This window comes from Streptomyces sp. NPDC033131 (assembly GCF_055578365.1).
This window is the reverse complement of sequence record NZ_JBVIPA010000001.1, coordinates 643504-670258: the sequence shown is the minus strand read 5'-3', so window position 1 is coordinate 670258 and position 26755 is coordinate 643504. Positions and strand designations below refer to the sequence as shown.

The following is a 26755-nucleotide window of genomic DNA, read 5'->3' as shown; positions in this document are numbered from 1 at the left end:
GGCCACCTCTCCTCCAACACCGGACCCGCCCTCGGCCTTCCTGGCACCGGTTGGCACCTGCACGCGCGCGTGCGGCGCGGTGCGGTGAGACGAGTGACGCGGGCGGCCGCGGCCCACGACACCCCGGAAAACCGGTTGCCGACACCCGCCCCCTACCCCGAACGTCATCCGGTGACAGAGACAGCCGCACACACCCTCCTCGCCGCCTACGACGACGAGATGCGAGGCGCTCCCCCGGCCCCGCCCGCGGGAGTGACGTACGAACAGGACGGTCCGCTGCTGCGGATCGTCGGGCAGTTCCGCGGGTTCGTCAGCGGGCCGCGCGACCTCGGTGTGGACGGCGACGCGCTGGACCGGCTGATCGCACGGCAGCGGGACTTCTTCGCTGGGCGCGGCGAGGCCGTGGAGTGGAAGACTCGGGCGCACGACATCCCGGCTGACCTCACCGACCGGCTGCGGGCGGCCGGGTTCGTGCCCGAGGAGCGGGAGACGGTGCTCGTCGGACGCGCCGCCGACATGGCCGGACACGCACCGGCCCTCCCGGAGCGTGTCACGCTGCGCCGGGTCACGGCGGACGCGGACATGCGGCGGATCGCCGCCATGGAGTCGGCCGTGTGGGACAACGACTGGAACTGGCTCGCCGAGGACCTGATCGGACGGGTCGCCGCCGCACCGGACGAGATCGCCGTGTACGTCGCCGAGGCCGACGGGGAGGTGGTCTGCGCCGCCTGGCTCGCCTTCCGCGCGGGCACGGGGTTCGCGAGCCTGTGGGGCGGCTCCACGCTCGCCGCTTGGCGGAGGAAGGGCATCTACCGCGCCCTGGTGGCCGAGCGGGCCCGGCTCGCCGCCGCCCGGGGCGTGACCTACCTGCACGTCGACGCCTCTGACGACAGCGCGCCCATCCTCCGGCGCCTGGGCTTCCACGCGGTCACCACGACTACGCCGTACGTCTGGTCACCGCCCGCCGGCTGACCCACAGTCATGGAACTGCGGAAGCGGGCCGACCGAAGGGCGGCCGGGCCGACCCAGGCAGGGCGGCAACGACGTGCGGTGCTCGCATGTGCCGCCGTGGTCGCCGCCCTACGCGGCCCGCGCCCGGTGCCGGCCCCGTACCACCGGCCAGGTCGCGATGCCGGTCGCCAGTGCGATCAGGTGGCCCCAGTTGGTCAGCGGGTCGGTGAACGCGAGCAGGTCCAGAACCAGTACCCCGCCGAACAGGGCGAGCAGGAGCCCGCGCAGCCACGGGGCGAGGAGTCCGGCCAGGGCGCCCAGCCCGGCGGCGACTCCGAAGCTGACGCCGTAGTCGAGGCGGTGCAGCGAGCTGTCGGGCAGGTGGCCGGCGAGCACCGCGAGGCCCACCGGGACCTCGGTCGCGAGGGTGGCCAGGACGTGCCCGAGGAGGAAGACACCGGCCGTGCACACCCAGCCTGTGCGGCGCTCCAGCGCGGTGAGCACGACCAGGAAGCCGACCGCGTACGGCGAGAGGATCCCGCCCGCGATCCACAGCGCGCTGGCCGTCAGGACGAGGGCGGGCGTCTGCACCAGGTGCGCCACGTCCGTGCTGGAGCCCTGGTGGAGGGCGTGCACGAGGGCGGGATCGGCGTACGTCGTGATGAGTGAGGTGACGGTGAGGACCGCGGCATAGCCGAAGGTGAACGGTGTCCACGTGGGCGTGGGCAGCAGGCGCCACGGGCGGAGGCGGCGGCGGCTTTCCGAGGGCTCGGCAGCGGGGGCCTCGACCGGCGCGACCGGCACAGTCGGCGCATCCGCCGCGTCCGGCGCGTCCTCTGCGTCCGGCACCTTCGCCGACGACCCCCGCTGGCACGGCATTCCGTCCAGAAAGCCGGACAGGTCGGGCATGCAGGCGTCGTGGCGCGGAGGAGAGGGCGCTTGCGGAGGCGGAGACGCCTCCGCGGGCGCCGACGAACCCGTCGTACCCACCGTCGTCTTCCGTTCCACGGCGAGGCGCTCCTTCCGTCCCGCCCCACGTTCCGCGCCCCGCAGGGCCGCTGTCTGTGACCGGCGCCACCCCGACGCCGATTCACAGCCACTTCTCAAGGAACGTCAGGCGTCCACGGGCAGCCCGGTCCCGGCGGTCGTGACGGACCGCAACAGCCGTCGGCGTACTGACCCAAGCGGCCGGCCAAGTCGAATCCCGCGGGGTCCAGAACCCACTTGAGTTGGAGGCCGTCCTGCGCCTGCGGACGCCGTACGAGCAACGGCCCGCCGCCATCGAGTCGTTGATCCTGCGCCTGCTGGATTTTCGTCAGTCCACGAGGTCACCGCCCGAGGCGGCCCGCGCCGCGGAAATTCCCTCAACCCGGCCTCTCCCACCTGCCATGATGGGCCGATGCCCACCTCGTACGACATCCCCCAGGTCCTGGACCGGCGCGAGGGTCCGCACGGCGAGATCGTGCTGCGACGCCAGGGCGAGTTGCTGCAGATCATCGCCAACGGCTGCTTCCTGATGGACACTTCCGACGGCCGCTCGGAGCGGCTGCTCGTGGACGCGGCGCTGGACGCTTTAGGCGAGTGCACGGAGCCGAGCGTGCTCATCGGCGGCCTCGGCGTCGGCTTCTCGCTCGCACACGCCGCGGCCGATCCCCGCTGGGGCCGGATCACCGTGGTCGAGCGGGAACGCGCCGTCATCGACTGGCACCGCGCCGGGCCGCTTTCCGCGCTCTCGGAACAGGCCCTCGCCGACCCGCGCACCTACATTGTGGAAACGGATCTTGTCGCTTTCGTCAATGAGACATGCGACACGTTCGACGCGCTGTGCCTGGACATCGACAACGGGCCCGGCTGGACGGTCACCGAGGGCAACGACGGGCTGTACTCCGCGGCCGGATTGGCAAGCTGCGCAAGGGCGTTGAGGCCCGGAGGGGTACTGGCGGTATGGTCTGCGCAGCCCTCTCCGGAATTTGAAGGAACCCTACGGAATGCCGGGTTCCGGCAGGTGCGTACCGAAGAGATCCCGGTTGCCCGGGGCGTTCCGGACGTCGTGCACCTTGCCGTCCGACCTGGATAGCAAAGCCGAGGTGACTCCCCGTACTCTGCTTCCCTGACGCCGATCATTCAAGCGTCAAGCGCAGTCATGCGCAGACAAGGGATCACCCCACTGGTTCCGGAATTGCACACCTCAGGGGCGGGCGATGGAGCAGACACACACCTCCCACAACGGCACGGCGACGACCCCGGGCGCACAGCGACGGGTGCTTGTCGTCGAAGACGATCCGACGATCGTGGACGCCATCGCTACCCGCCTGCGCGCCGAGGGATTCCTCGTGCAAACGGCGGGCGACGGTCCGTCCGCGGTCGACACCGCCGAGGCCTGGCAGCCCGACCTGCTGATCCTCGACATCATGCTGCCCGGCTTCGACGGTCTGGAGGTCTGCCGTCGCGTGCAGGCCTCCCGGCCGGTGCCGGTGATGATGCTCACCGCGCGGGACGACGAGACCGACATGCTGGTCGGACTCGGCGTCGGCGCCGACGACTACATGACCAAGCCGTTCTCCATGCGGGAGCTGGCCGCGCGCGTGCACGTCCTGCTGCGCCGCGTGGAGCGGGCCGCGATCGCCGCGTCGACCCCGCGCAGCGGGATCCTGCGGCTCGGCGAACTGGAGATCGACCACGCGCAGCGCCGGGTGCGGGTGCGTTCCGAGGACGTCCACCTGACGCCCACGGAGTTCGACCTCCTGGTCTGCCTGGCCAACACCCCGCGCGCGGTCCTCTCCCGTGAGCAGCTGCTGGCGGAGGTCTGGGACTGGGCGGACGCCTCCGGCACCCGGACCGTCGACAGCCACATCAAGGCGCTGCGGCGGAAGATCGGTGCCGAGCGGATCCGCACGGTGCACGGCGTGGGCTACGCCCTGGAGACGCCGACGCCATGAGCGACGGGCCGGCCGCACCAAGACGCCCCGGGGAGTCCTGGGGCGGCGTACGCCCGTTCTCGATCAAGACCAAGCTGGGCGCACTGGTCGTCATCTCGGTGCTGATCACCACTGGTCTGCTGATGATCGCGGTGCAGACCAAGACGGAGCTGCGCTTCATCACGGTCTTCTCGATGATTGCCACACTCCTCATTACGCAGTTCGTGGCGCACTCGCTCACCTCGCCGCTGGACGAGATGAACGCGGTGGCCCGCTCGATCTCGCACGGCGACTACAGCCGCCGGGTGCGGGAGAACCGACGGGACGAGCTGGGTGATCTGGCCCAGACGATCAACCGCATGGCGGACGACCTGGAGGCCCAGGAGCGGCAGCGCAAGGAGCTCGTGGCCAATGTGTCGCACGAGCTGCGCACGCCCATCGCGGGCCTGCGCGCCGTTCTGGAGAACATCGTCGACGGCTTCACGGAGGCCGACCCCGAGACGATGCGGACCGCGCTGAAGCAGACCGAGCGGCTGGGCCGTCTCGTGGAGACGCTCCTCGACCTGTCCCGGCTGGACAACGGGGTCGTACCGCTGCGCAGGAGGCGGTTCGAGGTGTGGCCGTACCTGTCGGGCGTGCTGAAGGAGGCCAACATGGTCGCCTCCGCGCGCGCGGGCATCGCTTCCGGGTCCGGCAGCCACACGCGTACGGACGTCCATCTGCACCTCGACGTGTCGCCTCCGGAACTGACCGCGCACGCGGACCCGGAGCGGATCCACCAGGTGGTGGCGAATCTCATCGACAACGCGGTCAAGCACAGCCCGCCGCACGGCCGGGTCACGGTCAAGGCGCGGCGCGGGGCTGCTCCCGAGTCGCTTGAGCTGGAGGTTCTCGACGAGGGCCCCGGCATTCCGCGGTCGGAGTGGCACCGGGTCTTCGAGCGGTTCAACCGCGGCAGCGTCAACCGTCCGCACGGTCCGGGCAGCGACGGCGGCACGGGCCTCGGTCTGGCGATCGCCCGCTGGGCGGTCGATCTGCACGGCGGGCTGATCGGAGTGGCCGAATCCGAGCGGGGTTGCCGGATTCTTGTCACCCTTCCGGGACTTCCATCTTTGCCAAGTTGACGTAAAGTTCGAAGCGGAGCCACAAGATCCACGGGCGTCCGTGCTGACAGACACGTGTGATCAGGCAGAGGCCCGCGCCGTTGTCGCGCCTGGGCCGGTTCAGCCCATCCCGGATGAAGCAAAACCTCGCTTGTTTCCCGCCATTTCCACGCCTGAAACACGCTGTTCGATGTGACTTACACGACGATGGACGGACCCGGCCTGACCTTCTCGGTCTTGGGGGCGTAGCCTTTATTCCCGCTGTCCATCACCTTGTGAAGCGGAAGAGGGCGGTTGCCGCCGTGTCGCCACAGTCCCCCAGTAACTCGAGCATCTCCACCGACGCAGACCAAGCGGGGAAGAACCCCGCAGCGGCCTTCGGTCCGAACGAGTGGCTCGTCGACGAGATCTATCAGCAGTACCTCCAGGACCCGAATTCGGTAGACCGCGCCTGGTGGGACTTCTTCGCCGACTACAAGCCGGGTGCGGCCGCCGCCTCGGCTCCGGCGGGTACTGCGGCCGCGGGGGCCGCAGAGACCACCCCCACGGCCCCACCCGCGCAGGCCGCCCCACCGGCGCAGGCTCCGGCTCCGGCCGCTCCGGCCCCCGCGGCCCCGAAGCCGGCGGCCGCCGCTCCGGCGCCCGCGCAGGCCGCCGCACCGGCCAAGGCTCCGGCTCCGGCCGCGAAGCCCGCCGCTGCCGCCGCGCCGAAGGCCGCGGCTCCCGCCGCGTCCGCGGAGGGTCCGGAGTTCGTGACGCTGCGCGGCCCCGCCGCCGCGGTCGCCAAGAACATGAACGCCTCGCTGGAACTGCCCACGGCCACGTCCGTGCGCGCCGTCCCGGTGAAGCTGCTGTTCGACAACCGCATCGTCATCAACAACCACCTCAAGCGGGCCCGGGGCGGGAAGATCTCCTTCACGCACCTGATCGGCTTCGCGATGGTGCAGGCCATCAAGGCCATGCCGTCGATGAACTGGCACTTCGCGGAGAAGGACGGGAAGCCCACCCTCGTCAAGCCCGCGCACGTCAACTTCGGCCTGGCCATCGACCTGGTGAAGCCCAACGGCGACCGCCAGCTCGTCGTCGCCGGCATCAAGAAGGCCGAGACCCTGAACTTCTTCGAGTTCTGGCAGGCCTACGAGGACATCGTCCGCCGCGCCCGCGACGGCAAGCTGACGATGGACGACTTCACCGGTGTCACGGTCTCCCTGACCAACCCCGGCGGCCTCGGCACCGTCCACTCGGTCCCGCGCCTGATGCCCGGCCAGTCGGTCATCATGGGCGTCGGCTCGATGGACTACCCGGCGGAGTTCCAGGGCACCTCCCAGGACACCCTGAACAAGCTCGGCATCGCGAAGGTCATGACGCTCACGTCGACCTACGACCACCGGGTGATCCAGGGCGCCGCGTCCGGCGAGTTCCTGCGCGTCGTCGCGAACTACCTGCTCGGCGAGAACGGCTTCTACGACGAGATCTTCGAGGCGCTGCGCATCCCCTACGAGCCGGTCCGCTGGCTCAAGGACATCGACGCCTCGCACGACGACGACGTCACCAAGGCCGCCCGCGTCTTCGAGCTGATCCACTCCTACCGGGTCCGCGGCCACGTCATGGCCGACACCGACCCGCTGGAGTACCGCCAGCGCAAGCACCCCGACCTGGACATCACCGAGCACGGGCTCACCCTGTGGGACCTGGAGCGCGAGTTCGCGGTCGGCGGCTTCTCCGGCAAGTCGATGATGAAGCTGCGCGACATCCTGGGCGTGCTGCGTGACTCTTACTGCCGCACCACCGGCGTCGAGTTCATGCACATCCAGGACCCGAAGCAGCGCAAGTGGATCCAGGACCGCATCGAGCGCCCGCACAGCAAGCCGGAGCGCGAGGAGCAGCTGCGCATCCTGCGCCGCCTGAACGCGGCGGAGGCCTTCGAGACCTTCCTGCAGACGAAGTACGTCGGCCAGAAGCGCTTCTCCCTGGAGGGCGGCGAGTCCGTCATCCCGCTGCTCGACGCGGTGCTGGACTCGGCCGCCGAGTCCCGCCTGGACGAGGTCGTCATCGGCATGGCCCACCGCGGCCGCCTGAACGTCCTCGCCAACATCGTCGGCAAGTCGTACGCGCAGATCTTCCGCGAGTTCGAGGGCAACCTCGACCCGAAGTCGATGCACGGCTCCGGCGACGTGAAGTACCACCTGGGCGCCGAGGGCACCTTCACCGGTCTCGACGGCGAGCAGATCAAGGTGTCGCTGGCCGCCAACCCCTCCCACCTGGAGGCGGTCGACCCGGTCCTGGAGGGCATCGCCCGCGCCAAGCAGGACATCATCAACAAGGGCGGCACGGACTTCACGGTCCTGCCGGTGGCCCTCCACGGCGACGCGGCCTTCGCGGGCCAGGGCGTGGTCGCGGAGACCCTGAACATGTCGCAGCTGCGCGGTTACCGCACCGGCGGCACGGTCCACATCGTCATCAACAACCAGGTCGGCTTCACCGCCGCGCCGGAGTCGGCCCGCTCCTCCATGTACGCCACGGACGTGGCCCGCATGATCGAGGCGCCGATCTTCCACGTGAACGGCGACGACCCGGAGGCCGTGGTCCGCGTGGCCCGTCTGGCCTTCGAGTTCCGCCAGGCGTTCAACAAGGACGTCGTGATCGACCTGATCTGCTACCGCCGCCGCGGTCACAACGAGTCGGACAACCCGGCCTTCACCCAGCCGCTGATGTACGACCTGATCGACAAGAAGCGCTCGGTGCGCAAGCTGTACACCGAGTCCCTGATCGGTCGCGGCGACATCACCCTGGAAGAGGCCGAGCAGGCCCTGCAGGACTACCAGGGCCAGCTGGAGAAGGTCTTCACGGAGGTCCGTGAGGCCACCTCGCAGCCGCTGTCCGCCGAGTCCTCCGACCCGCAGGCGGAGTTCCCGGTCTCCGTGAACACCGCGATCTCCACGGAGGTCGTCAAGCGGATCGCCGAGTCCCAGGTCAGCGTCCCCGACCACATCACCGTCCACCCGCGTCTGCTGCCGCAGCTGCAGCGCCGGGCGACGATGGTCGAGGAAGGCACCATCGACTGGGGCATGGGCGAGACCCTGGCGGTCGGCTCGCTCCTCCTCGAGGGCGTCCCGGTCCGCCTGGCCGGCCAGGACTCGCAGCGCGGCACCTTCGGCCAGCGCCACGCGGTGCTGATCGACCGTGCGACGGGCGACGAGTTCACGCCGCTGATGTACCTCGCCGAGGACCAGGCGCGTTACAACGTCTACAACTCGCTGCTCAGCGAGTACGCGGCGATGGGCTTCGAGTACGGCTACTCGCTGGCCCGCCCCGACGCGCTCGTGCTGTGGGAGGCGCAGTTCGGCGACTTCGTCAACGGCGCGCAGACGGTCGTGGACGAGTTCATCTCGTCGGCGGAGCAGAAGTGGGGCCAGACCTCCGGCGTCACGCTGCTGCTCCCGCACGGCTACGAGGGCCAGGGCCCGGACCACTCGTCCGCCCGCCCGGAGCGCTTCCTCCAGATGTGCGCGCAGAACAACATGACGGTCGCGATGCCCACGCTCCCGTCGAACTACTTCCACCTCCTGCGGTGGCAGGTGCACAACCCGCACCACAAGCCGCTGGTCGTCTTCACCCCGAAGTCGATGCTGCGCCTGAAGGCCGCGGCCTCGAAGGCGGAGGAGTTCACGACGGGCCAGTTCCGCCCGGTCATCGGCGACGCGTCGGTCGACCCGGCCGCGGTCAAGAAGGTCGTCTTCTGCGCCGGCAAGGTCTACTACGACCTCGACGCCGAGCGTCAGAAGCGCGGCGTCAAGGACACGGCGATCATCCGCCTCGAGCGTCTGTACCCGCTGCCGGGTGCCGAGGTCCAGGCCGAGATCGCCAAGTACCCGAACGCCGAGAAGTACCTCTGGACGCAGGAGGAGCCGGCCAACCAGGGCGCTTGGCCGTTCATCGCCCTCAACCTCATCGACCACCTCGACCTGGCGGTCGGCGCGGACGTCCCCCACGGGGAGCGCCTGCGCCGCATCTCCCGCCCGCACGGCTCCTCGCCGGCGGTGGGTTCCGCGAAGCGGCACCAGGCCGAGCAGGAGCAGCTGGTGCGTGAGGTGTTCGAGGCGTAACCGCTCTCGCAGGCCGTACGTGACCGGGCCGCACCCCCACTCCGGGGGTGCGGCCCGGCCGTTTCCGCCCACTTATCCTTGAGGCATGTACTTCACGGACCGTGGCATCGAAGAGCTGGAGAAACGGCGGGGCGAGGAGGAGGTCACCTTCGAGTGGCTCGCCGAGCAGCTGCGGACGTTCGTCGATCTGAACCCGGACTTCGAGGTGCCGGTGGAGCGGCTGGCGACGTGGCTGGCGCGACTGGACGACGAGGACGAGGACGACGAGTAGGACCGCTTCGGTGGGGCGCCCGTGTGGCGCCCCTTTTTCGTGCTCAGGGCGCCGTGCGCCAGGAGCAGGGCGCCAGCCGTGATCCACCCCCGCCCTGCGGCGCGGTACGCCCACGGGGTGAGCGGGAGGCCGGCCGCGATCAGGTGAGGGCCGGCAGGCGGGCTCCGGGTTCTCGCGACCAGGGCGGCCAGGGGCCGAGGCGGGGAGGGGCCACGGCGTCGCTCTGCGGGCGGACTGAGGCGCGCGGGCTGGGCCACTCGACCGGGACGGCGTCGGCCTGGGCGTGGGCGGGCTCGCGCACGCCCGCGCGCGTGAGGACGGCGCGCAGGGGCGTACAGGCGGGCGCGTGCGTCGGTCGCGGAGGCCGGTTCGGTGAGACGGTCGAGGGTCTCTGCACATAGAGGACCGGGTCGAGGCCCAGACAGGGCGGCGAAGGCGTTCATGGCCATGGCCGCGTCTCCGCCCACAGGGCGAGTACGGGCCAGGAGGCGCCGACCGCCAGGGCGGTGGCCCAGCCGGTGAGGACGGTCCACGGGTTCACGGCCCTGCACACCAGAGAGTGCCCTCGGGGACGAGGACGCTCCAGCCGTCGCCCGCGCGCGTGAGGACGGCACGCAGGGGCGTACAGGCGGGCGCGTGCGTCGGTCGCGGAGGCCGGTTCGGTGAGACGGTCGAGGGCCGGCCTCGTCCCCGCCCGCCGGGGTGCCGTCGGCCGGCCAGACGTAGCAGGCAGCCCCCGGACATGTGTCTTGACTTTCCGTTTGCGCGATATATCGTGATGACAGGAGACGCGATATGGCGCGTTGCTACGCGGAGGTCTGCACCGATGCCCGAGTGGTCCCTCACAGAACCGACGAAACTCACCTTCGACGATCCCGTCACCACCCTCCGCGTACGCATCGTCGACGGAACAGTGAACGTGGTGGGCACCGACGAAGGTTCCGCCCGCCTGGAGGTCTCCGAGATCGAGGGACCACCCCTGGCCGTGACCCATGAGGGCGGCACGCTCACGGTGGCGTACGACGACCTGCCCTGGAAGGGCTTCCTCAAGTGGCTCGACCGCAAGGGGTGGCGCCGCAGTGCCGTCGTCTCCCTCGCCGTGCCGGCCGGGACGCAGGTCGAGGTGGGCGTGGTGAGCGCCGGGGCCGTGGTCTCAGGGATGCGCGGGCCGTCCGTGGTCAAGGGCGTCACCGGTGACACGACACTCGTCGGGCTCTCGGGCCCGGTCCGGGCGGACACGGTCTCCGGGAACCTGGAGGCCCAGTCCGTCACCGGCGACCTCCGGTTCAACTCCGTCTCCGGCGACCTCACCGTCGTCGACGGCTCGGGCTCCTCCGTGCGGGCCGACTCGGTCAGCGGCTCCATGATCGTCGACCTCGACCCGGACGGCCCCACCGACGTCCGGCTGACCAGCGTCTCGGGCGAGATCGCCATCCGGCTGCCCCAGCCCGCGGACGCCGAGGTCGAGGCCAACACGGCGAGCGGCACGATCTCCAACGCCTTCGACGGCCTCCGGGTGCACGGCCAGTGGGGCGCCCACAAGATCACCGGCCGTCTCGGCCCGGGCAACGGCAAGTTGCGCGCCACGACCGTCTCCGGCTCGATCGCGCTCCTGCGCAGGCCGCCCCGCGAGGACGAGCCGTGGGACGACGTCAAGGACCCGGGTGCCGACCACCCGGGGGACGGCCCTCGGAGCGAGCAGGGGGACAATTCCGTTTCCGGCCCGGGCGACGGCTCGACCAGCGCCCCGGCCGACGGTACGACCGACAAGAAGGTGCTCTGACATGCCCCCCGTCTTCGCCCACGGCCGCCTCCGTCTCTACCTGCTCAAACTGCTGGACGAGGCCCCACGCCACGGCTACGAGGTGATCCGTCTCCTGGAGGAGCGCTTCCAGGGGCTGTACGCGCCTTCCGCGGGCACCGTGTACCCGCGTCTGGCCAAGCTGGAGACCGAGGGCCTGGTCACCCACACCACCGAGGGCGGCCGCAAGGTGTACGCCATCACCGACGCGGGCCGCGCCGAGCTGGCCGACCGCAGCGGTGAACTGGCCGACCTGGAACTGGAGATCCGCGATTCGGTCGCGGAACTCGCCGCCGAGATCCGTGCCGACGTGCGCGGTGCGGCGGGCGACCTGCGGCGCGAGATGCGGGCGGCGGCCTCCGAGGCCCGCCGGGGCACGGGAGCCGACGGCGGTGAAGAGGAAGGCTCCTCCGGGGACTTCGGCGAGTACACCGACAAGGAGGCGTGGCGCGCGGCCAAGGAGGAGATGCGCCGCGTCAAGCAGGAGTGGAAGGAGCAGGCCCGCCGCGCCAAGGACGAGAGCCGGCGAGCCCGCGAGGAGGCCCAGCGCGCCCGTCGCCAGGCCAAGGAGGCGCAGGACCGGGCCCGGGAGCAGGCGCAGGAAGAGGTGCAGCGCATCGCCCGCCGGGTCCAGGAACAGGTGCAGGACCACTTCACCCGCGGCGACTGGCCGACGGGAGTACGCGAGGGCCTGACGGAACTGGCCAAGGAGTTCGGCGAGTTCGGGAAGGAGTACGGCAAGGACTTCGGTTTCGGACGGGGCAACGGCAGTGCGGAGAAGGCGGCGCCCGCCCCCGAGTACTCGCACACCCCGAAGGACTTCCCGGCCGACTACGAACCGGCGTGGGCCCACGAGGACCCCACCGGCGATCCGGCCCGCGACCTGGACCGCCTGCTCGACCGCTTCCGGGACGACATCCGCGACGCCGCCCGGGACCACGGTGTCACACCGGACCAGCTCCGTGACGCCCGCCGCCACCTCTCGACGGCGGCGGCACACATCGGATCGCTGCTGCGGACACCGAGGGCGTGACAGCGGGGCCCTGCACAGTCCGGAGGCAGCCGTTGCCCGACCGGCCCCCTCAGCCCGCCTTCGCCTCCTCCCCGCCCCCGCCCCCATACAGCACCCGCGTCAGCGCCTCGTACGTCACACCGTGATCGGCGAGGACCTCCGCGGGTACTCCGGGGCGGGCGGTCAGGGCCAGCAGGATGTGCTCGTCGCCGACGTGGCGGTCCCGGCGGGCGACGGCGATGCGGAGAGACCTCTCAAGAACCTCCTTGGCATCCCGCCCGAAGGTCCGGCGCCCCGACCACCAGCCCTTGTCCTTGCGGTCGCCGGACATCGCGCCGACGCCGTGCACCTCCTCCACCCGGGCGACGATCTCCGAGACGTCGATGCCCAGTCCCGCCAGGGCGTCGGTCTCTGCCTGGGTGAGGCCCGCACGCCGCCGCGCCTCGGTCAGGGCCCGCCGTACGGACTCCTTGCGCTCGGCGAGCCCGAGTGCGGCGAGCCCGAAGGAGGCGCGGGAGGCCTCCCGGTCCAGCAGCGCGAGCAGCACGTGCTCCGCCCCCACGGACCCCACGCCCGTCCCCTCCGCGTGCTCGACCGCCCCTCGCACCACGTCCCGGGCGTCCTTCGTGAACCGCTCGAACATCAATGCCTCCCGTACTTCTTGTGCACGGCCTGCCTGCTCACACCGAGTTCCGCGGCGATCTCCTGCCACGACCAGCCCTGATTGCGCGCGCTGCGGACCTGTACGGCCTCCAGCTGCTCCAAAAGCCTGCGCAGCGCGGCGACGGCCCTGAGGCCGACCCGTGGGTCCCGGTCGCCCGCGCGCTCGGCGAGATCCGTTGCTTCGGTCATGCCGTCAACTTACGTTGACACACGTTCCCCGTCAACCACGGTTGACGAGATGGACACAGCGAACGGCCGGCCCGAAACCCCGGACCGGCCGTCGGAAGACGCGAAAACGGCTAACCGTTCGTGAGGACGATCTTTCCGAACAGATCCCCGGACGCCAGCCGCTCGAAGCCCTCGCGGGCCCGGTCGAGCGGGAACGTCTCGTCGATGACGGGACGCACGCCGGTGGCGGCGCAGAAGGAGAGCAGGTCCTCCAGTTCGTCCTTGGTGCCCATCGTGGAGCCGACGACCTTGAGCTCCAGGAAGAAGATCCGGGTCAGCTCGGCGCGCGAGGGACTGTCACCGCTCGTCGCACCGGAGATCACGAGCGTTCCGCCGGGCCGCAGGGACTTCACCGAGTGCGACCAGGTGGCCGCGCCGACGGTCTCGATCACGGCGTCGACCCGCTGCGGCAGCCGCGCTCCCGGCTCCACCGCCTCCACGGCCCCCAGCTCGACGGCCCGCTTCCGCTTCGCCTCGTCCCGGCTGGTCGCGAAGACCCGCAGCCCCGCCGCCTTCCCGAGCACGATCGCGGCCGTGGCGACACCGCCCCCGGCACCCTGCACGAGGACGGAGTCACCGGGACGCACACCGGCGTTCGTGAACAGCATCCGGTACGCCGTCAGCCATGCCGTGGGCAGACAGGCGGCCTCCTCGAAGGAGAGATCCCTGGGCTTGGGCAGCAGGTTCCACGTCGGTACGGCGACCTGCTCGGCGAAGGTGCCCTGGTAGCGCTCGGTGAGGATGGAGCGGGGCTCCTTCGGGCCGACGCCGTGGCCGGTCTGGCCGATGACGGAGTGCAGGACGACCTCGTTGCCGTCCTGGTCGACACCGGCGGCGTCACAGCCGAGGATCATCGGCAGCTTGTCCTCCGCGAGGCCCACGCCGCGCAGGGACCAGAGGTCGTGATGGTTGAGGGAGGCGGCCCTGACGTCGACGACGCTCCAGCCGGGTCGTGGGTCCGGGGCCGGGCGCTCCCCCGACTCCAGGCCGGAGAGCGGCTGGTCGCGGTCGATTCGGGCGGCGTAGACAGCGAACATGACCTTGACGATAGGTGCGGAGACGGTCACACGGAACCGTTCAGCTCTGTGACACACACCCTCTTGTCAACACCCCCGCCCCCCTTACGAACGCCCTGGGGACTCCGCCCCCAGACCCCCGGGCCATGCCCACCCCACCCGTCTCGGTCGGTCGAGAGGTGGACGTACGCACCGGCACCCGCGTACGGCGGCAAGGGGCCGTGTCGGGGGGTGTCCGCCCGCAGCGGTTGGCGCGTCAACACCGGCACCTCGATGAGCAACCGATTCCGCGCCGTTCCGAGGACGGACACCCCCCGACACGGCCCCGACCCACCCACCACAAGGCGCACAGCACACACCGCACCCCCACACCACCACCCCGAAGCCACCCCGAAGCCACCCGAACGGCCGGGCGCCCAGGTAAAAAAATGGCCCCGCCCAAACGCGCGGGGCCATCACACGCCTCAGCGCCGAGCCACACCCTCCGCCCGCGCCGCCGCCGCCACCGCAGCCGTCACCGCAGGCGCCACCCGCTCGTCGAACGGCGACGGGATCACGTAGTCCGCGGCGAGGTCGTCACCGACCACCGAGGCCAGCGCCTCAGCGGCCGCGATCTTCATCCCCTCGGTGATCCGCGACGCCCGCACCTGCAGCGCCCCCGCGAAGATCCCGGGGAACGCCAGCACGTTGTTGATCTGGTTCGGGAAGTCCGACCGCCCGGTGGCCACGACGGCCGCGTACTTGTGCGCGACGTCGGGGTGGATCTCCGGGTTCGGGTTGGCCATGGCGAAGACGAAAGCACCCTCGGCCATGGAAGCCACCGCCGGCTCCGGCACCGTACCGCCGGAAACCCCGATGAAGACGTCGGCGCCTTCCAGCGCGGCCTCCAGCGACCCGCTGAGGCCCGCCTTGTTCGTGAAGCCGGCCAGCTCCCGCTTGACCGAGGTCAGATCGTCACGGTCACCCGACACGATCCCCTTGCGGTCCGCGACCGCCACGTCCCCGATACCGGCCTCGACCAGCATCTTCGCGATGGCGACACCGGCCGCGCCGGCCCCCGAGATGACGGCCCGCAGCTCGCCGATCCCACGACCGGTCAGCTTCGCCGCGTTCCTGAGCGCCGCCAGCGTCACGACCGCCGTACCGTGCTGGTCGTCGTGGAACACCGGGATGTCCAGCTGCTCCTGGAGCTTGCGCTCGATCTCGAAGCACCGCGGCGCCGAGATGTCCTCCAGGTTGATCCCGCCGAACGACGGCGAGAGCCGGACCACGGTCTCGACGATCTCGTCCACGGCCGTGCAGTTGAGAGCGATCGGCACCGCGTCCACACCGCCGAACTGCTTGAACAGGATCGCCTTGCCCTCCATCACCGGGAGGGAGGCCTCGGGACCGATGTCACCGAGTCCGAGCACCGCCGTACCGTCCGTCACAACGGCGACGACGGACGACTTCCACGTGTAGTCATGGACGAGATCGGGCTGCTCGGCGATCGCGCTGCACACTTTCGCGACGCCGGGCGTGTACGCGAGGGACAGGTCGTCCCTGTCGCGGACCGGCACGGTGGCCTGCACGGCCATCTTGCCGCCGCGGTGCAGCGCGAACGCCGGATCGAAGGAATCGAAGGGCTCCGCCCCGCCCTCCTGGTCCGCACTGCTGTCGCTGCGAGGATTGACGATCTCCGCTGCCACTTTGTCTTACCCCTTAGGTCTTCATGGTTTGAGGGTGGCCACTCCTGGTTGAGAAGTGGGCGGGCACCGCGCACGGCCCTGATGGTCTGCGCCCGCACGGGGTACGTACGGGCCATACGCGACGGGCGCGCCGCACACGCGCCCTGAGCCCCGGATGAGGGGTGTAAAGAACCTTCTTACCGGACGGGCCGCCCGCCGACGAGTCCAATACGTGCAAGGTCACATGGCAGAACGAGATCATCCCGTTGCCGGTGACATGAATCATGGGACATACCGGCCCAAGCTCTCAAGATCGGCTTGACGGGCGCTCGAACGGCGCTCGAACCCCGCCGACCTGCATCGGACCGATGTCCGCATCCCGAGATGTGCCAAAGATCCTGCGGCCGGAGGGGTGCATTCCCGTAGATGGTGCGGCGGGATGTACTGACCTGGTGTGATTCGGGGGTCGCCCGTTATCCGATTTTGACATGGGTGTGCCCCTGATTGCCTCCGTCCGAATGGCAAGATGCCGTCATCACACGAGGTCGCGACACTCGAAGACGTGTGCTCTCGTCGACCCAGGACCAATGGCATCTGCCGAACCCATCAGCAGTTGTCCGCCCCAACGGCAACTCCACCCATCCGCCGGAGGAACCCAAAATGACCGCAAGCTCCACCCGTCGTACGACCGCCGCGCACTCCCGGCTAGCAGCGGTCGGTGCGATCGCGGTCGCAGGCGCTCTGCTGCTCACCGGCTGCGGTGACCAGACCGAGGACAGCGGCTCGGACAGCACCGACACCACCTCGGCGAGCGCGGCCCCGCTGGCCGACAAGCTCCCGAAGGCGATCCGTGACGCGGGCGTCATCAAGGTCGGTTCCGACATCGCCTACGCGCCGGTCGAGTTCAAGGACAGCGCCGGTAAGACCGTCGGCATCGACCCCGACCTGGCCGCCGCCATGGGCAAGCAGCTCGGCGTGACGTTCGCCTTCGAGAACGGCACGTTCGACACGCTGATCACGGGTCTGCGCTCCGACCGCTACGACATCGCGATGTCCGCGATGACCGACACCAAGGACCGCCAGGAGGGTGTCGACTCGGACACCGGCAAGAAGGTCGGCGAGGGCGTCGACTTCGTGGACTACTTCACGGCCGGTGTGTCGATCTACACCAAGAAGGGCGACGACCAGGGCATCAAGACCTGGTCCGACCTGTGCGGCAAGAAGATCGTGGTGCAGCGCGGCACGGTCTCCGAGGACCTCGCCAAGTCCGAGGCGAAGAAGTGCACCGGCGGCAAGACGATCTCCATCCAGGCCTTCGACAACGACCAGCAGGCCCAGACCCGCCTGCGCGCGGGCGGCGCGGACGCCGGTTCCTCCGACTTCCCCGTCGCCGCGTACGCCGTGAAGACCTCCGGTGGCGGCAACGACTTCCAGCTGGTCGGCGAGCAGGTCGAGGCCGCCCCGTACGGCATCGCGGTCGACAAGGGCAACACCCAGCTGCGGGACGCCCTGAAGGCCGCGCTGGACGCGATCATCGCGAACGGCGAGTACGAGAAGATCATCACGAAGTGGGGCGTCGCCGACGGCGCCGTCAAGGAAGCCACCATCAACGGCGGCAAGTGACCGCGCGGTCTGCGGCCACTGAAAGGCAACACCCGTGACTGTTGACATCGACAAGACGGGCGGGCCGGCGGACACCCCGCCGGCCGGCCCGCAGGCCATCAAGGCCATCCCGGTCCGGCACTACGGGCGGTACGTGTCCGCCGTGGTCGCCCTCGCCGTGCTGGCGGGCATCGTCTACGCGTTCTCCCAGGGCAGGATCAACTGGGGGGCGATCCCGGACTACTTCTTCAACGACCGCATCCTCAGCGGTGTGGGCAAGACGCTCTTGCTCACGGTGCTGTGCATGCTGATCGGCGTCGTCGGCGGCATTCTGCTGGCGGTGATGCGCCTGTCGAAGAACCCGGTCACCTCGTCCATCGCGTGGTTCTACATCTGGTTCTTCCGCGGCACCCCGGTCCTGGTCCAGTTGATCGTCTGGTTCAACCTGGGCCTGGTCTTCGAGTACGTCAACCTCGGGCCGTTCTACAAGAACGAGTGGTCGGACTTCATGACCCCGTTCCTGACGGCGCTGCTGGGCCTCGGCCTCAACGAGGCGGCGTACATGGCGGAGATCTGCCGTGCCGGTCTGCTCTCGGTCGACGAGGGCCAGACCGAGGCGTCGCACGCGCTGGGCATGAGCCACGGCAAGACGCTGCGCCGGATCGTCGTCCCGCAGGCGATGCGCGTGATCGTGCCGCCCACGGGCAACGAGGTCATCAACATGCTGAAGACGACCTCACTGGTGTCCGTGGTCCAGTACTCGGAGCTGCTCCGCGTCGCCCAGGACATCGGCCAGACCTCCGGCGCCCCGGCCGAGATGCTGTTCCTCGCCGCGGCCTGGTACCTGGTGCTGACGTCGATCTTCAGCGTCGGCCAGTACTACCTGGAGCGGTACTACGCCCGCGGTTCCAGCCGCAGCCTGCCGGCCACGCCGTTCCAGAAGATCAGGGCGAACCTGCTCTCCCTGTCGAGCCGTTCGAAGTCGGCGGGAGGTACCGCATGACCGCCATGGTGAAGGCCGAGGGCGTCCACAAGTCCTTCGGTCTGGTCGAGGTCCTCAAGGGCATCGACCTGGAAGTGAAGTCCGGCGAGGTCTTCTGCCTCATCGGCCCCTCCGGCTCCGGCAAGTCGACCTTCCTCAGGTGCATCAACCACCTGGAGAAGATCAACGCGGGTCGCCTGTACGTCGACGGCGACCTGGTCGGGTACCGCCAGAAGGGCGACAAGCTGTACGAGCTGAAGGACAGCGAGGTCGCGGTCAAGCGCCGGGACATCGGCATGGTCTTCCAGCGCTTCAACCTGTTCCCGCACATGACGGCCGTCGAGAACGTCATGGAGGCGCCGGTCCAGGTCAAGGGCGTGAGCCGGGCCCAGGCCCGGGAGCGCGCGCAGCAGCTGCTGGACCGTGTCGGCCTGGCCGACAAGGCCGGCACCTACCCCTCGCAGCTCTCCGGCGGCCAGCAGCAGCGCGTGGCGATCGCCCGCGCGCTGGCGATGGACCCGAAGCTGATGCTCTTCGACGAGCCGACCTCGGCGCTGGACCCGGAGCTGGTCGGTGACGTCCTCGACGTCATGCGCGACCTCGCCGAGTCCGGCATGACGATGATCGTCGTCACCCACGAGATGGGCTTCGCCCGGGAGGTCGGCGACAGCCTGGTCTTCATGGACGACGGGGTGGTGGTCGAGTCCGGCAACCCGCGGGACGTCCTGGCGAACCCGCAGCACGAGCGGACGCAGTCGTTCCTGTCCAAGGTGCTGTAGCGGTCGGAACCAAAAGGGGCGGTACGGAGATCTCCGTACCGCCCCTTTTTCGTCTGCTCCGGTGCTACCTCAGGGTCCGTTACCTCAGCGCGAGCAGCAGCGTGTCCGACGGTGAGCACCACACCGGACGCGCCTCCCCGAAGCCCTTCTCGCGCAGCACGCGCGCGTGCCACGCGGCGGACGGCATGTCGCCGTCGGCGTGGTCGCCGTAGATCTCGAAGCGCCGGGCGGTGGGACCGGCGAGGACGGGGTCCTTGGCGGCGAGCTGCCACCACTCGGACCAGTCGAGGGCGCCGTCGGTCCTGGCCTGTTCCATGGCCGTGTGCCGCTGCGCGCGCTCGGCCGCGTTGATCCGGGGCGTCGTGTCGTCGATCATGTGGTCCGCGTTCATGAAGACACCGCCGTCGCGGACGAGTTCCGCGACCTGACCGTAGAGGGCCGCGAGGGGGTCGCTGTGCAGCCAGTGCAGGGCCGTGGCGGTCAGGACCGCGTCGTACGCGTCGTACGGCAGCCTGGCCGGCCAGTCGGGGTCCTTGAGGTCGGCGGTGACGAAGGTGACCCGCTCGTCGTCCGCGAAGGTGCCCTCGGCGATGGCGAGGAGCGCCGGGTCGAGGTCGACGCCGGTGCTGGTGGCCTGGGGGAACCGGGCGAGGAGCCTGGCCGTGATACTTCCCGTGCCGCACGCGAGGTCCAGGACGCGCGGGGCGGGGCCGACCAGGGCCTCGACCATGTCGAGCATGATCCGGAAGCGTTCCTCCCGGTCGGGCATGTACCACTCCTGCTGTCGGTCCCAGCTCTGCTGCCAGGCCTGCCAGTCGGTACCGGCAGTGGTGGTGTCCGTGTCCGCCATCGAGCCCCTCCGTCGCGTACGTGACGTAATACCCTGGATGCACGACCGGCTGTTACCCGACCGCACCACGACCATAGAACGCCTCCGTAAGGACTACAAGTGGAACTGGCCTATTACTCGGATTACGCCGTGCGCCTCGTCAACAGCGAGGAACCGGCCCGGGGCAAGGACGCGCTGACCTCGGTCGAGGCAATCCACGGCCTCTTCGGCGGCAACGAAGGGGTGGCCCGGCGCGCCACGGACGCGGACGTCACCCGCTTCCGGGGAGTACGGGCACGGCTCCGGGCGGTCTTCGAGGCTGCGGACACGGGCAACGAGACCCTGGCGGTGGACCTGCTGAACTCGCTGCTGCTGGAGTTCCCGGTGAGCCCGCAGATCTCCGGCCACGACTACCGGGACGACGAGGGCCGCCCGCTGTGGCACATGCACCTGGCGGACCACCCGTCGAACGCGACCGCGGGCTACGCGGCCATCGCCGCGATGGGCCTCGCCTTCCATCTCACCGAGTACGGCGTCGACCGCCTCGGCCTGTGCGAGGCGGCCCCCTGCCGCAACGCCTACCTCGACACGTCCACGAACCGTTCCCGGCGCTACTGCTCCGACCGCTGCGCGACCCGCGCCAACGTGGCGGCCTACCGCGCCCGCAAGCGCCTGGAGGCCGACCGGTCGGAGAAGACGGGCCTCGCGGCCGACAGCGCCCAGCGCACCGCGGCGAACGGCGAACGCTGATCCGGCTTGCGCGGCCGGTAGCGGAAACGGACCTTGCCGAGCACCAGCTCGTCGGGGACGGTCCCGTAGTCGGTGCTGTCGCCGCCGGCGTACGCGTTGTCCCCGAGCACCCACCAGCCCCCCTCACGCCGCTGCGCGGCCCGCTTGACGACGAGCAGGTCCTGCTGGAACGGATGACGCAGGACGACCACGTCGCCCGGCCTGATCCGGGCACCCCACTGGACGACGAGCTGATCCCCGTGGCTGAGCGTGGGCACCATGGACGGCCCGGTCACCTCGGCCAGCCCAAACGGCAGTACGGCACCCCCGCGTTCGGTCTCCTGCGACAGCTCCGGCATCCCCGGCACCTCCCCGGTCCGTTCCTCCACCAGTCTCAGTCTGACCCCGGACTTTTGTCCTAAGCCCATGGGGGCACTCGCGAAATCGGTTCTCTCGGGGAGTAATGTCGCACCTGAGAAGACGATCACGAGGAAGGAATGCGCATGCTTTCCCGCCTGTTTGCCCCCAAGGTCAAGGTCAGCGCCCACTGCGACCTGCCCTGCGGCGTGTACGACCCGGCCCAGGCCCGCATCGAGGCGGAGTCGGTCAAGGCTGTCCAGGAAAAGATGGCCGGCAACGACGACCCGCACTTCCAGGCCCGCGCCACCGTCATCAAGGAGCAGCGAGCCGAGCTCGCGAAGCACCACGTCTCCGTGCTGTGGAGCGACTACTTCAAGCCCCCGCACTTCGAGAAGTACCCGGAGCTGCACCAGCTGGTCAACGACGCCCTGAAGGCCCTCTCGGCCGCCAAGGGTTCCACCGACCCGGCGACGGGCCAGAAGGCCCTGGACTACATCGCCCAGATCGACAAGATCTTCTGGGAGACCAAGAAGGCCTGATCTTCGATCATGCAGACTGACCTGCGGTTTCTTCGATCGCCTGGTCTTCCTGTCCGCACCCGGTCCGCAGACCGCCGAGAACGGCGTCCCTGACGGTCCGGGTGCGGTCTTCTTTCGCCCGGCGGGCGCAGCTCCACCCGCCGCTCAGGAAACGGCAGTTGAGGGCTGACGACGAACCGTTTCAGGAAATGCCCTTGGTGCGGCCGGTGCGTGAGGACCGGGTCCGCCGGGAGGCGGCGAGGTGGAACAGCGGCCACGGGGCGGCGAAGGCCAGGACGCAGAGCGCGAGGGTGAGGCCGCCGCCCGACATCACCGCCACCCGGACGATCCAGGCGGTCACGGCCGCCAGGGCGAGGGCCAGGCCCCACAGGACGGCTCTGACTCCCAGCCGGGCAACTCCGAGCCCACCCGAATTGACAGGGCTTTGCTCTGTTTTGTGAGGTTTTGCCACGTTTTGATCATACTGATCCATCGTCAGGTTGCGATCACACGCGAGGTGACCGTGGTCACAACCACGCAGAGGCGCACACGAGCGCACGGGCTCCTCCTCAACCCGCCCTACCGTAAGCCCAGTTGACGGATCCCGCCGCCACGTTGTCTTCCCGAACGAAATTCGGGCGGGCGCCGGGTCTCCCCCGCCTACGATCGCCGCATGAGCATCCGCTGGACGTACGCCTTCATCGACCGGCCCGCCCAGGGCCTCGACCGGGCCCAGGAGTTCTGGACGGCCGTCACGGACACGCGCCTGTCCGAACCCCGGGGTGACCGGGGCGAGTTCGCGACGCTCGTGCCGACGGGCGGGGCCGATGCCTGCGTGAAGATCCAGGGCGTCGCGGAGGGCGCCGGCGGCGCACATCTCGACTTCGCCGTGGACGACGTGGCCGGGTTCGTGGAGTCGGCGGTGGGGTGCGGGGCGGCCGTGGCGGCCGGGCACGAGGGATGGGCCGTACTGCGGTCACCCGCGGGGCAGCTGTTCTGTGCCGTCGCGTGGCACGGCGAGTCGGTGCGGCCGCCGGTGGTGCGGGGCAGCCGGCTCGACCAGGTGTGTGTCGACGTCCCGCCGTCCGCGTACGACGCCGAGGTCGCCTTCTGGGGCGCGCTGCTGCCGGCCTGGCAGTCCCTGGCCAGCTCGCTCCCCGAGTTCCACGTGGTCGAGCCGCCGCCCGGGCTGCCGGTCCGCGTCCTGCTCCAGCGCCTCGACGAGGAGCGGCCCCTGACCGCCCACCTGGACCTGGCCTGCGCGGACATCGCGGCGACGGCTGCCGAGCACGAGCGGCTCGGGGCAAAACCCGTCTCCCGCGGCCGCCACTGGACGGTCATGCGCGACCCGGCGGGCGGCACGTACTGCCTGACGGGCCGCGATCCGGAGACGGGCGGACTGGCGGCGCGGCCCTAGCTGTTGCGCCACACCTCCACGTCGACCACGGCCTCCACCGGGATGGGCCCGTACACGTGCGGGAACTCCTCGGCGCCGGGCTCCGGTGCCTCGTACTTCAGCTCCGCGTCGAGCCGCTCGGGGTCGACGACGAGGACCACCAGGTCGTCGGGGCCGTCGTAGGTGCCGTACAGAAAGGCGGCCACCCGCGGGAGTTGCGCACGCGTCGAGCAGTGGATGAAGCCCTCCTCCTGGAGGGTGCGGCCGCGGGTCGAGAGCTCGTACGTGCCCCGCGCGCGGGCCGCTTCCCACAGGGAGCGCTCGGTGAGGTGAAGGATGGGCGTCGAGGTGGTCATGGAACGACGTTACGGCCTCAGACGGGCCGCCCGCGCCTGCAGATAGCGCCGCTCCGGCAGACTCAGGGTCTTGGCGGCGGCCGACTCGTAGGCGGCGCGGGCGTCGTCGTACGAGCCGGCGCGCTCGAGAAGGTGGCCCCGGACCGCGTCCAGACGATGGCCCGTGCGCAACTCGTCCTCCAAGGCGTCCAGTTCGGAGAGCCCGGCATGCGGGCCCCGGACCATGGCGACAGCGATCGCGCGGCCCAGCCGTTCGACCGGACCGGGGACGAGGCGCACAAGGACGTCGTAGAGGCCCAGAATCTCCCGCCAGTCGGTCGCCTGAGCGGTCGGCGCCTCGTCGTGCACCGCGGCGATGGCGGCCCGGACCCGGTAGGGCCCGGCGGGGCCGCGGCTCAGCGCGTGGGTGACCAGGACGACGCCCTCCTCGATCGCGGCCTTGTCCCAGCGGTCACGGTCCTGTTCGTCGAGGGGGACCAGCTCGCCGTGCGGTCCGGTGCGGGCGTCGCGGCGGGCGTCCGTCAGCAGCATCAGGGCCAGCAGACCGGCCGTCTCGCCGTCGTCGGGGAGCAGGCGGTGGACCGTGCGGGTGAGGCGGATCGCCTCGGCGGCGAGGTCGCGCCGCTGGAGGGCGGGTCCGGAGGTCGCCGTATGACCCTCGTTGAAGATCAGATAGAGGGTCTGCAGAACCGCGGGCAGCCGCTCGGCCCAGTTGTCCGGCCGCCCGAAGCGCACGCCTCGCACCTTCATCTTGGCGCGGCTGATGCGCTGGGCCATGGTGGCCTCCGGGACCAGGTACGCGCGGGCGATCTCGGCCGTCGTGAGGCCGCCGACCGCGCGCAGCGTCAGCGCGATCTGCGCGGGCGGCGGCAGATCCGGGTGGCAGCACAGGAAGAGGAGGGAGAGGGTGTCGTCCTCCCGGGGCGACCGGTCCCCGTTCCCGGTGACGAACGCGTCACGGGGGGCCAGCGCCGCCGCCCGCTCCTCCCGGGCCCGCCGCGCCTGCTCAGCCCGCAGGGCGTCGGTCAGCCGCCGCGAGGCCACCTTGATGAGCCATCCGCGCGGGTTGTCCGGCACTCCCTCCGCGGGCCACTGCCCGGCCGCCGCGAGAAGCGCCTCCTGTACGGCGTCCTCGGCGGCGTCGAAATGGCCGTACCGCCGGACCAGCGCGCCGAGGACCTGCGGCGCGTGGCGGCGCAGCAGGTCCTCGGTCTCGCGGTCGGCTCGCACGGCCGGGTCAGCAGAGGTCCCCGGCGCCGTCCATGATGGGCCGGATCACCACCGGGTAGTTCGGTGCCCCGTCGGGCTGGGGGCAGCGGGTGACGCGGTCGGCGATCTCCGTGACCCGCTCCAGGCTCGCGCAATCCAGAACCCAGTAGCCGGCCATCAGCTCCTTGGTCTCGCTGTACGGGCCGTCGGTGATCACGGCCTTGCCGTCGTCGCCGAGGGTGACCGTGCGGGCCCGCGCGGGCTCGGCCAGGCCCTGTCCGTCGACGAGCTCGCCGGTCTCGGAGAGGTCGTCGTTGATCGCAGCCATGTAGGCGTACATCGCCTCGAGCTGCTGCGCGTTCCAGGCCGGGGAGTCGGGGGATCCCTTGCCGCTCATGGCCTCGTAGTCCGCCTGCGTGCCCTGCACCATGACCAGGTACTTCATGAGTCCACTCCTTCACGTCTTCGGCGTCTTCGCCTCGGGCCACCCGTCGTGGGCGGCTCTCACAGGGGACGTCGGAGCCGGTCCGGGGTTCTCGACAACTCGGCTCGGCTTTTCTTCCTCCGGTCGGCTCGGCTCAGGGCTTCTTCGTGATGACGGTGTCCGTGGCGGGGCTGCGGGACCTGTGCTTCTCGTCGGCCGCTTCCGTGGCCTTGTCGACGTATGCCTCGCACTTCGGGTTGCGGCACGGGCCGGGAACCCATACCGGAACCCACGCGCCCAGCGTCTTGTGGCGCCGGACGACTGTATCGACGGGCTGTCCGCAGGCGGGACAGGCATGTGCGTCGCTGTCCATGCCCTCAGAGTAGGGCGAGAGGGGCGTCAGCGCTTCCTGTTGTACGTCCGCACGAGCGCCCCGTTCTTGAAGGTGCGCACCGCGTCGAGCTCGAAGTCGGTGACCGTGACGCCGGACCCGAACATCGGCATCCCGGCGCCCAGCACGACCGGGTACGTCTTGATGACCAGCTCGTCGATCTCGTCGAGCAGTTCGCCCGCGAGCACCGAGCCGCCGCACAGGTAGATGCCGAGTCCGCCGTTCTCCGCCTTGAGCCGGCGCATCTCGGCGACCAGGTCGTCCGCGATGATCTCGACGTGCGGGTCAGGCGACTCCTTCAGGGTGCGCGAGGCCACGTACTCGCGCAGGTGGGCGTACGGACTGGTGAGGCCGTCCTTCAGCGCGATGTCGTAGCTGGCGCGGCCCTGGATGATCGTGTCGAACTTCTGGTTCGGACGGTCGTCGATGCCGATGGTCCGGCGGATGGGGGTCGGGACGGTCTCCGGATACTCGGCGCCGACGAATTCGACGAACTCCTCGTCCACGAAGCGGTACATGGTCGTCGCGTCGCCGCCCGGGTCTCCGATGAACCCGTCGATGGAGCAGGCGATGTAGTACGTGAGCTTTCGCAAGCCGGTCTCTTTTCGTAGGCTGCCATGAACCACTTCATTTGAAGTACTTCAGTTGTAGTACTTCTCTTGTAGTGGTTGCAAGCGGGTTCCGCGTACGAGATCAAGTGGGAGAGGGCATTCCGTATGGCCAGTAACCCGGAGCGCCGGGCCGCGCTCGTGGACGCGGGTGTCGAGGTGCTCGCACGCGAGGGGGCGCGCGGGCTGACGTTCCGCGCGGTGGACACGGAGGCCGGCGTGCCGGTGGGCACGGCCTCCAACTACTTCACCGGGCGCGACGACCTGCTGCGGCAGATCGACGTCCGGTTGCACGAGCGGCTCGCGCCCGACCCCGGGAAACTCGCCGACCTGATGACGCGACCGAAGGACCGCCTGCTGGTCGCCGCCTTCATGCACGACCTGATGACCCGCGCGACCCGTGACCGCACCGGCTATCTGGCCCTCCTGGAGATGCGCCTGGAAGCCACCCGCCGTCCCCAACTGCGCGCGTCCTTCACCAAGTCGGTGCGCGGCGACCTGGAGTACGGCATGCGGTTCCACCGCGAGGCCGGGCTCCCCGGCGGCGACGAGACCGTCGCCGTGCTCTACCTCGCAATGCTCGGCCTGCTCCTGGAGCACCTCACCCTGCCGGACGTCCTGGACGGCGTACTGCCCAACGTGAGCGTGCCGGATGGCCTGGTCGAGCGGATCGTGGCGACGGTGGTGCCGGAGGGGTGGACCGGCGGGCCGGGAGGGCGGGCCGGAGGGGATGGGCCCGGGGGCGTGCCGTCGGGCCGGAGCGGATGAGTCGGTGGGCCGGAGGGGACAGGCCGGTGGGCCGGGAGCCCGGGCACCGGACGAAGGGGGCGGTCGAC

Annotated in this window: 28 protein-coding genes; 15 read left to right on the top strand and 13 right to left on the bottom strand. The window is 70.2% G+C overall.

Annotated elements, in window-relative coordinates; all coding sequences use genetic code 11:
* Positions 1 to 219: 219 nt before the first annotated feature.
* Positions 220 to 972 carry a GNAT family N-acetyltransferase gene (locus ACZ5XS_RS03005; RefSeq protein WP_468647516.1) on the top strand — a complete coding sequence of 251 codons (753 nt, stop codon included), beginning with the start codon at positions 220 to 222 and terminating at the stop codon, positions 970 to 972.
* Between the two features lie 108 nt (positions 973 to 1080).
* Here ACZ5XS_RS03005 and ACZ5XS_RS03000 read toward each other — a convergent pair whose 3' ends face one another.
* The gene (locus ACZ5XS_RS03000) at positions 1081 to 1860 is read right to left on the bottom strand and encodes a rhomboid-like protein (RefSeq protein ID WP_468647421.1); all 780 of its coding nucleotides are present in this window, start codon (positions 1858 to 1860) and stop codon (positions 1081 to 1083) included.
* A 490-nt stretch (positions 1861 to 2350) separates the two neighbouring features.
* Here ACZ5XS_RS03000 and ACZ5XS_RS02995 point away from each other — a divergent pair, with 490 nt between their 5' ends.
* From ACZ5XS_RS02995 to ACZ5XS_RS02965, 7 genes are all read left to right on the top strand, one after another.
* The gene (locus ACZ5XS_RS02995) at positions 2351 to 3028 is read left to right on the top strand and encodes a spermine/spermidine synthase domain-containing protein (RefSeq protein WP_468647420.1); all 678 of its coding nucleotides are present in this window, start codon (positions 2351 to 2353) and stop codon (positions 3026 to 3028) included.
* A gap of 124 nt (positions 3029 to 3152) precedes the next feature.
* A complete protein-coding gene (locus tag ACZ5XS_RS02990; protein ID WP_217239405.1) occupies positions 3153 to 3890 on the top strand; it encodes a response regulator transcription factor in 738 nt (245 codons plus the stop codon).
* Positions 3887 to 4993 carry a HAMP domain-containing sensor histidine kinase gene (locus ACZ5XS_RS02985; RefSeq protein ID WP_217239406.1) on the top strand — a complete coding sequence of 369 codons (1107 nt, stop codon included), beginning with the start codon at positions 3887 to 3889 and terminating at the stop codon, positions 4991 to 4993. Before ACZ5XS_RS02990 ends, ACZ5XS_RS02985 begins: the two co-directional genes overlap by 4 nt.
* Before the next feature lie 281 nt (positions 4994 to 5274).
* Positions 5275 to 9078: a multifunctional oxoglutarate decarboxylase/oxoglutarate dehydrogenase thiamine pyrophosphate-binding subunit/dihydrolipoyllysine-residue succinyltransferase subunit gene (locus ACZ5XS_RS02980; RefSeq protein WP_468647419.1), complete on the top strand. Its 3804-nt coding sequence runs from the start codon at positions 5275 to 5277 to the stop codon at positions 9076 to 9078.
* A gap of 85 nt (positions 9079 to 9163) precedes the next feature.
* Positions 9164 to 9349, top strand: a complete 186-nt coding sequence (locus ACZ5XS_RS02975; RefSeq protein WP_007266501.1) for a DUF6104 family protein — start codon at positions 9164 to 9166, stop codon at positions 9347 to 9349.
* Between the two features lie 826 nt (positions 9350 to 10175).
* The gene (locus tag ACZ5XS_RS02970; RefSeq protein WP_468647418.1) at positions 10176 to 11132 is read left to right on the top strand and encodes a DUF4097 family beta strand repeat-containing protein; all 957 of its coding nucleotides are present in this window, start codon (positions 10176 to 10178) and stop codon (positions 11130 to 11132) included.
* A gap of 1 nt (position 11133) precedes the next feature.
* Entirely contained in the window at positions 11134 to 12183 is a 1050-nt protein-coding gene (locus ACZ5XS_RS02965) for a PadR family transcriptional regulator (RefSeq protein ID WP_468647417.1), read from the top strand.
* Positions 12184 to 12232: 49 nt separating this feature from the next.
* Here the strand turns inward: ACZ5XS_RS02965 and ACZ5XS_RS02960 are convergent, their stop codons facing one another.
* From ACZ5XS_RS02960 to ACZ5XS_RS02945, 4 genes are all read right to left on the bottom strand, one after another.
* A complete protein-coding gene (locus ACZ5XS_RS02960; RefSeq protein ID WP_468647416.1) occupies positions 12233 to 12805 on the bottom strand; it encodes a Clp protease N-terminal domain-containing protein in 573 nt (190 codons plus the stop codon).
* Entirely contained in the window at positions 12805 to 13014 is a 210-nt protein-coding gene (locus tag ACZ5XS_RS02955; protein ID WP_016437953.1) for a helix-turn-helix domain-containing protein, read from the bottom strand. The genes ACZ5XS_RS02960 and ACZ5XS_RS02955 overlap by 1 nt, the downstream gene beginning before the upstream one ends.
* Before the next feature lie 110 nt (positions 13015 to 13124).
* A complete protein-coding gene (locus ACZ5XS_RS02950) occupies positions 13125 to 14090 on the bottom strand; it encodes a zinc-binding dehydrogenase (protein WP_468647415.1) in 966 nt (321 codons plus the stop codon).
* A gap of 443 nt (positions 14091 to 14533) precedes the next feature.
* Positions 14534 to 15757: an NAD(P)-dependent malic enzyme gene (locus ACZ5XS_RS02945; protein WP_468647414.1), complete on the bottom strand. Its 1224-nt coding sequence runs from the start codon at positions 15755 to 15757 to the stop codon at positions 14534 to 14536.
* A 639-nt stretch (positions 15758 to 16396) separates the two neighbouring features.
* On the opposite strand from ACZ5XS_RS02945, the gene ACZ5XS_RS02940 reads away from it, so the two are divergent.
* Genes ACZ5XS_RS02940 through ACZ5XS_RS02930 form a run of 3 tightly spaced genes read left to right on the top strand, consistent with a single transcriptional unit; the run spans position 16397 to position 19099 of the window.
* On the top strand, positions 16397 to 17359 hold the full coding sequence (locus tag ACZ5XS_RS02940) for an ABC transporter substrate-binding protein (protein ID WP_468647413.1): 963 nt from the start codon (positions 16397 to 16399) through the stop codon (positions 17357 to 17359).
* 34 nt (positions 17360 to 17393) lie between these two features.
* Positions 17394 to 18341: an amino acid ABC transporter permease gene (locus ACZ5XS_RS02935; RefSeq protein WP_468647412.1), complete on the top strand. Its 948-nt coding sequence runs from the start codon at positions 17394 to 17396 to the stop codon at positions 18339 to 18341.
* Positions 18338 to 19099 carry an amino acid ABC transporter ATP-binding protein gene (locus ACZ5XS_RS02930; RefSeq protein WP_468647411.1) on the top strand — a complete coding sequence of 254 codons (762 nt, stop codon included), beginning with the start codon at positions 18338 to 18340 and terminating at the stop codon, positions 19097 to 19099. The genes ACZ5XS_RS02935 and ACZ5XS_RS02930 overlap by 4 nt, the downstream gene beginning before the upstream one ends.
* 79 nt (positions 19100 to 19178) lie before the next feature.
* Here the strand turns inward: ACZ5XS_RS02930 and ACZ5XS_RS02925 are convergent, their stop codons facing one another.
* Entirely contained in the window at positions 19179 to 19949 is a 771-nt protein-coding gene (locus ACZ5XS_RS02925; RefSeq protein ID WP_217239415.1) for a class I SAM-dependent methyltransferase, read from the bottom strand.
* 99 nt (positions 19950 to 20048) lie between these two features.
* Here ACZ5XS_RS02925 and ACZ5XS_RS02920 point away from each other — a divergent pair, with 99 nt between their 5' ends.
* Positions 20049 to 20678 (top strand): CGNR zinc finger domain-containing protein, encoded by a 630-nt coding sequence (locus ACZ5XS_RS02920; RefSeq protein ID WP_468647410.1) that lies wholly within the window; start codon positions 20049 to 20051, stop codon positions 20676 to 20678.
* Here the strand turns inward: ACZ5XS_RS02920 and sodX are convergent.
* Positions 20582 to 21016, bottom strand: a complete 435-nt coding sequence (sodX, locus tag ACZ5XS_RS02915; protein ID WP_217239513.1) for a nickel-type superoxide dismutase maturation protease — start codon at positions 21014 to 21016, stop codon at positions 20582 to 20584. The genes ACZ5XS_RS02920 and sodX overlap by 97 nt on opposite strands.
* 144 nt (positions 21017 to 21160) lie before the next feature.
* On the opposite strand from sodX, the gene sodN reads away from it, so the two are divergent.
* A complete protein-coding gene (gene sodN / locus ACZ5XS_RS02910; protein WP_030928916.1) occupies positions 21161 to 21556 on the top strand; it encodes a superoxide dismutase, Ni in 396 nt (131 codons plus the stop codon).
* Positions 21557 to 21737: 181 nt separating this feature from the next.
* Here the strand turns inward: sodN and ACZ5XS_RS02905 are convergent, their stop codons facing one another.
* Positions 21738 to 22007 (bottom strand): hypothetical protein, encoded by a 270-nt coding sequence (locus tag ACZ5XS_RS02905; protein ID WP_468647409.1) that lies wholly within the window; start codon positions 22005 to 22007, stop codon positions 21738 to 21740.
* Between the two features lie 201 nt (positions 22008 to 22208).
* Here ACZ5XS_RS02905 and ACZ5XS_RS02900 point away from each other — a divergent pair, with 201 nt between their 5' ends.
* A complete protein-coding gene (locus ACZ5XS_RS02900; RefSeq protein ID WP_468647408.1) occupies positions 22209 to 22952 on the top strand; it encodes a VOC family protein in 744 nt (247 codons plus the stop codon).
* Here ACZ5XS_RS02900 and ACZ5XS_RS02895 read toward each other — a convergent pair.
* From ACZ5XS_RS02895 to ACZ5XS_RS02875, 5 genes are all read right to left on the bottom strand, one after another.
* Entirely contained in the window at positions 22949 to 23287 is a 339-nt protein-coding gene (locus tag ACZ5XS_RS02895) for a DUF952 domain-containing protein (RefSeq protein ID WP_468647407.1), read from the bottom strand. The two genes, ACZ5XS_RS02900 and ACZ5XS_RS02895, sit on opposite strands and share 4 nt — an antisense overlap.
* Positions 23288 to 23296: 9 nt before the next feature.
* On the bottom strand, positions 23297 to 24517 hold the full coding sequence (locus ACZ5XS_RS02890; protein ID WP_468647406.1) for an RNA polymerase sigma factor: 1221 nt from the start codon (positions 24515 to 24517) through the stop codon (positions 23297 to 23299).
* A gap of 7 nt (positions 24518 to 24524) precedes the next feature.
* On the bottom strand, positions 24525 to 24941 hold the full coding sequence (locus ACZ5XS_RS02885; protein ID WP_468647405.1) for a YciI family protein: 417 nt from the start codon (positions 24939 to 24941) through the stop codon (positions 24525 to 24527).
* Between the two features lie 133 nt (positions 24942 to 25074).
* A complete protein-coding gene (locus ACZ5XS_RS02880; protein WP_468647404.1) occupies positions 25075 to 25293 on the bottom strand; it encodes a hypothetical protein in 219 nt (72 codons plus the stop codon).
* Between the two features lie 26 nt (positions 25294 to 25319).
* Positions 25320 to 25904 (bottom strand): dihydrofolate reductase family protein, encoded by a 585-nt coding sequence (locus ACZ5XS_RS02875; protein ID WP_468647403.1) that lies wholly within the window; start codon positions 25902 to 25904, stop codon positions 25320 to 25322.
* Between the two features lie 123 nt (positions 25905 to 26027).
* Between ACZ5XS_RS02875 and ACZ5XS_RS02870 the strand changes: the two genes are divergently transcribed.
* Positions 26028 to 26687 carry a TetR/AcrR family transcriptional regulator gene (locus ACZ5XS_RS02870; RefSeq protein WP_468647402.1) on the top strand — a complete coding sequence of 220 codons (660 nt, stop codon included), beginning with the start codon at positions 26028 to 26030 and terminating at the stop codon, positions 26685 to 26687.
* Positions 26688 to 26755: the final 68 nt, after the last annotated feature.

What these genes read in the sequence shown, in the direction of transcription:
- ACZ5XS_RS02960 (WP_468647416.1), bottom strand. Translation starts at nt 12,805, where the DNA reads ATGTTCGAGCGGTTCACGAAGGACGCCCGGGACGTGGTGCGAGGGGCG.
- ACZ5XS_RS03005 (WP_468647516.1), top strand. Translation starts at nt 220, where the DNA reads ATGCGAGGCGCTCCCCCGGCCCCGCCCGCGGGAGTGACGTACGAACAG.
- ACZ5XS_RS02940 (WP_468647413.1), top strand. Translation starts at nt 16,397, where the DNA reads ATGACCGCAAGCTCCACCCGTCGTACGACCGCCGCGCACTCCCGGCTA.
- ACZ5XS_RS02985 (WP_217239406.1), top strand. Translation starts at nt 3,887, where the DNA reads ATGAGCGACGGGCCGGCCGCACCAAGACGCCCCGGGGAGTCCTGGGGC.
- sodX (WP_217239513.1), bottom strand. Translation starts at nt 21,016, where the DNA reads ATGCCGGAGCTGTCGCAGGAGACCGAACGCGGGGGTGCCGTACTGCCG.
- ACZ5XS_RS02975 (WP_007266501.1), top strand. Translation starts at nt 9,164, where the DNA reads ATGTACTTCACGGACCGTGGCATCGAAGAGCTGGAGAAACGGCGGGGC.
- ACZ5XS_RS02990 (WP_217239405.1), top strand. Translation starts at nt 3,153, where the DNA reads ATGGAGCAGACACACACCTCCCACAACGGCACGGCGACGACCCCGGGC.
- ACZ5XS_RS02950 (WP_468647415.1), bottom strand. Translation starts at nt 14,090, where the DNA reads ATGTTCGCTGTCTACGCCGCCCGAATCGACCGCGACCAGCCGCTCTCC.
- ACZ5XS_RS02885 (WP_468647405.1), bottom strand. Translation starts at nt 24,941, where the DNA reads ATGAAGTACCTGGTCATGGTGCAGGGCACGCAGGCGGACTACGAGGCC.
- ACZ5XS_RS02955 (WP_016437953.1), bottom strand. Translation starts at nt 13,014, where the DNA reads ATGACCGAAGCAACGGATCTCGCCGAGCGCGCGGGCGACCGGGACCCA.
- ACZ5XS_RS02925 (WP_217239415.1), bottom strand. Translation starts at nt 19,949, where the DNA reads ATGGCGGACACGGACACCACCACTGCCGGTACCGACTGGCAGGCCTGG.
- ACZ5XS_RS02880 (WP_468647404.1), bottom strand. Translation starts at nt 25,293, where the DNA reads ATGGACAGCGACGCACATGCCTGTCCCGCCTGCGGACAGCCCGTCGAT.
- ACZ5XS_RS02895 (WP_468647407.1), bottom strand. Translation starts at nt 23,287, where the DNA reads ATGACCACCTCGACGCCCATCCTTCACCTCACCGAGCGCTCCCTGTGG.
- ACZ5XS_RS02870 (WP_468647402.1), top strand. Translation starts at nt 26,028, where the DNA reads ATGGCCAGTAACCCGGAGCGCCGGGCCGCGCTCGTGGACGCGGGTGTC.
- ACZ5XS_RS02970 (WP_468647418.1), top strand. Translation starts at nt 10,176, where the DNA reads ATGCCCGAGTGGTCCCTCACAGAACCGACGAAACTCACCTTCGACGAT.
- ACZ5XS_RS02995 (WP_468647420.1), top strand. Translation starts at nt 2,351, where the DNA reads ATGCCCACCTCGTACGACATCCCCCAGGTCCTGGACCGGCGCGAGGGT.
- sodN (WP_030928916.1), top strand. Translation starts at nt 21,161, where the DNA reads ATGCTTTCCCGCCTGTTTGCCCCCAAGGTCAAGGTCAGCGCCCACTGC.
- ACZ5XS_RS03000 (WP_468647421.1), bottom strand. Translation starts at nt 1,860, where the DNA reads ATGCCCGACCTGTCCGGCTTTCTGGACGGAATGCCGTGCCAGCGGGGG.
- ACZ5XS_RS02930 (WP_468647411.1), top strand. Translation starts at nt 18,338, where the DNA reads ATGACCGCCATGGTGAAGGCCGAGGGCGTCCACAAGTCCTTCGGTCTG.
- ACZ5XS_RS02900 (WP_468647408.1), top strand. Translation starts at nt 22,209, where the DNA reads ATGAGCATCCGCTGGACGTACGCCTTCATCGACCGGCCCGCCCAGGGC.
- ACZ5XS_RS02965 (WP_468647417.1), top strand. Translation starts at nt 11,134, where the DNA reads ATGCCCCCCGTCTTCGCCCACGGCCGCCTCCGTCTCTACCTGCTCAAA.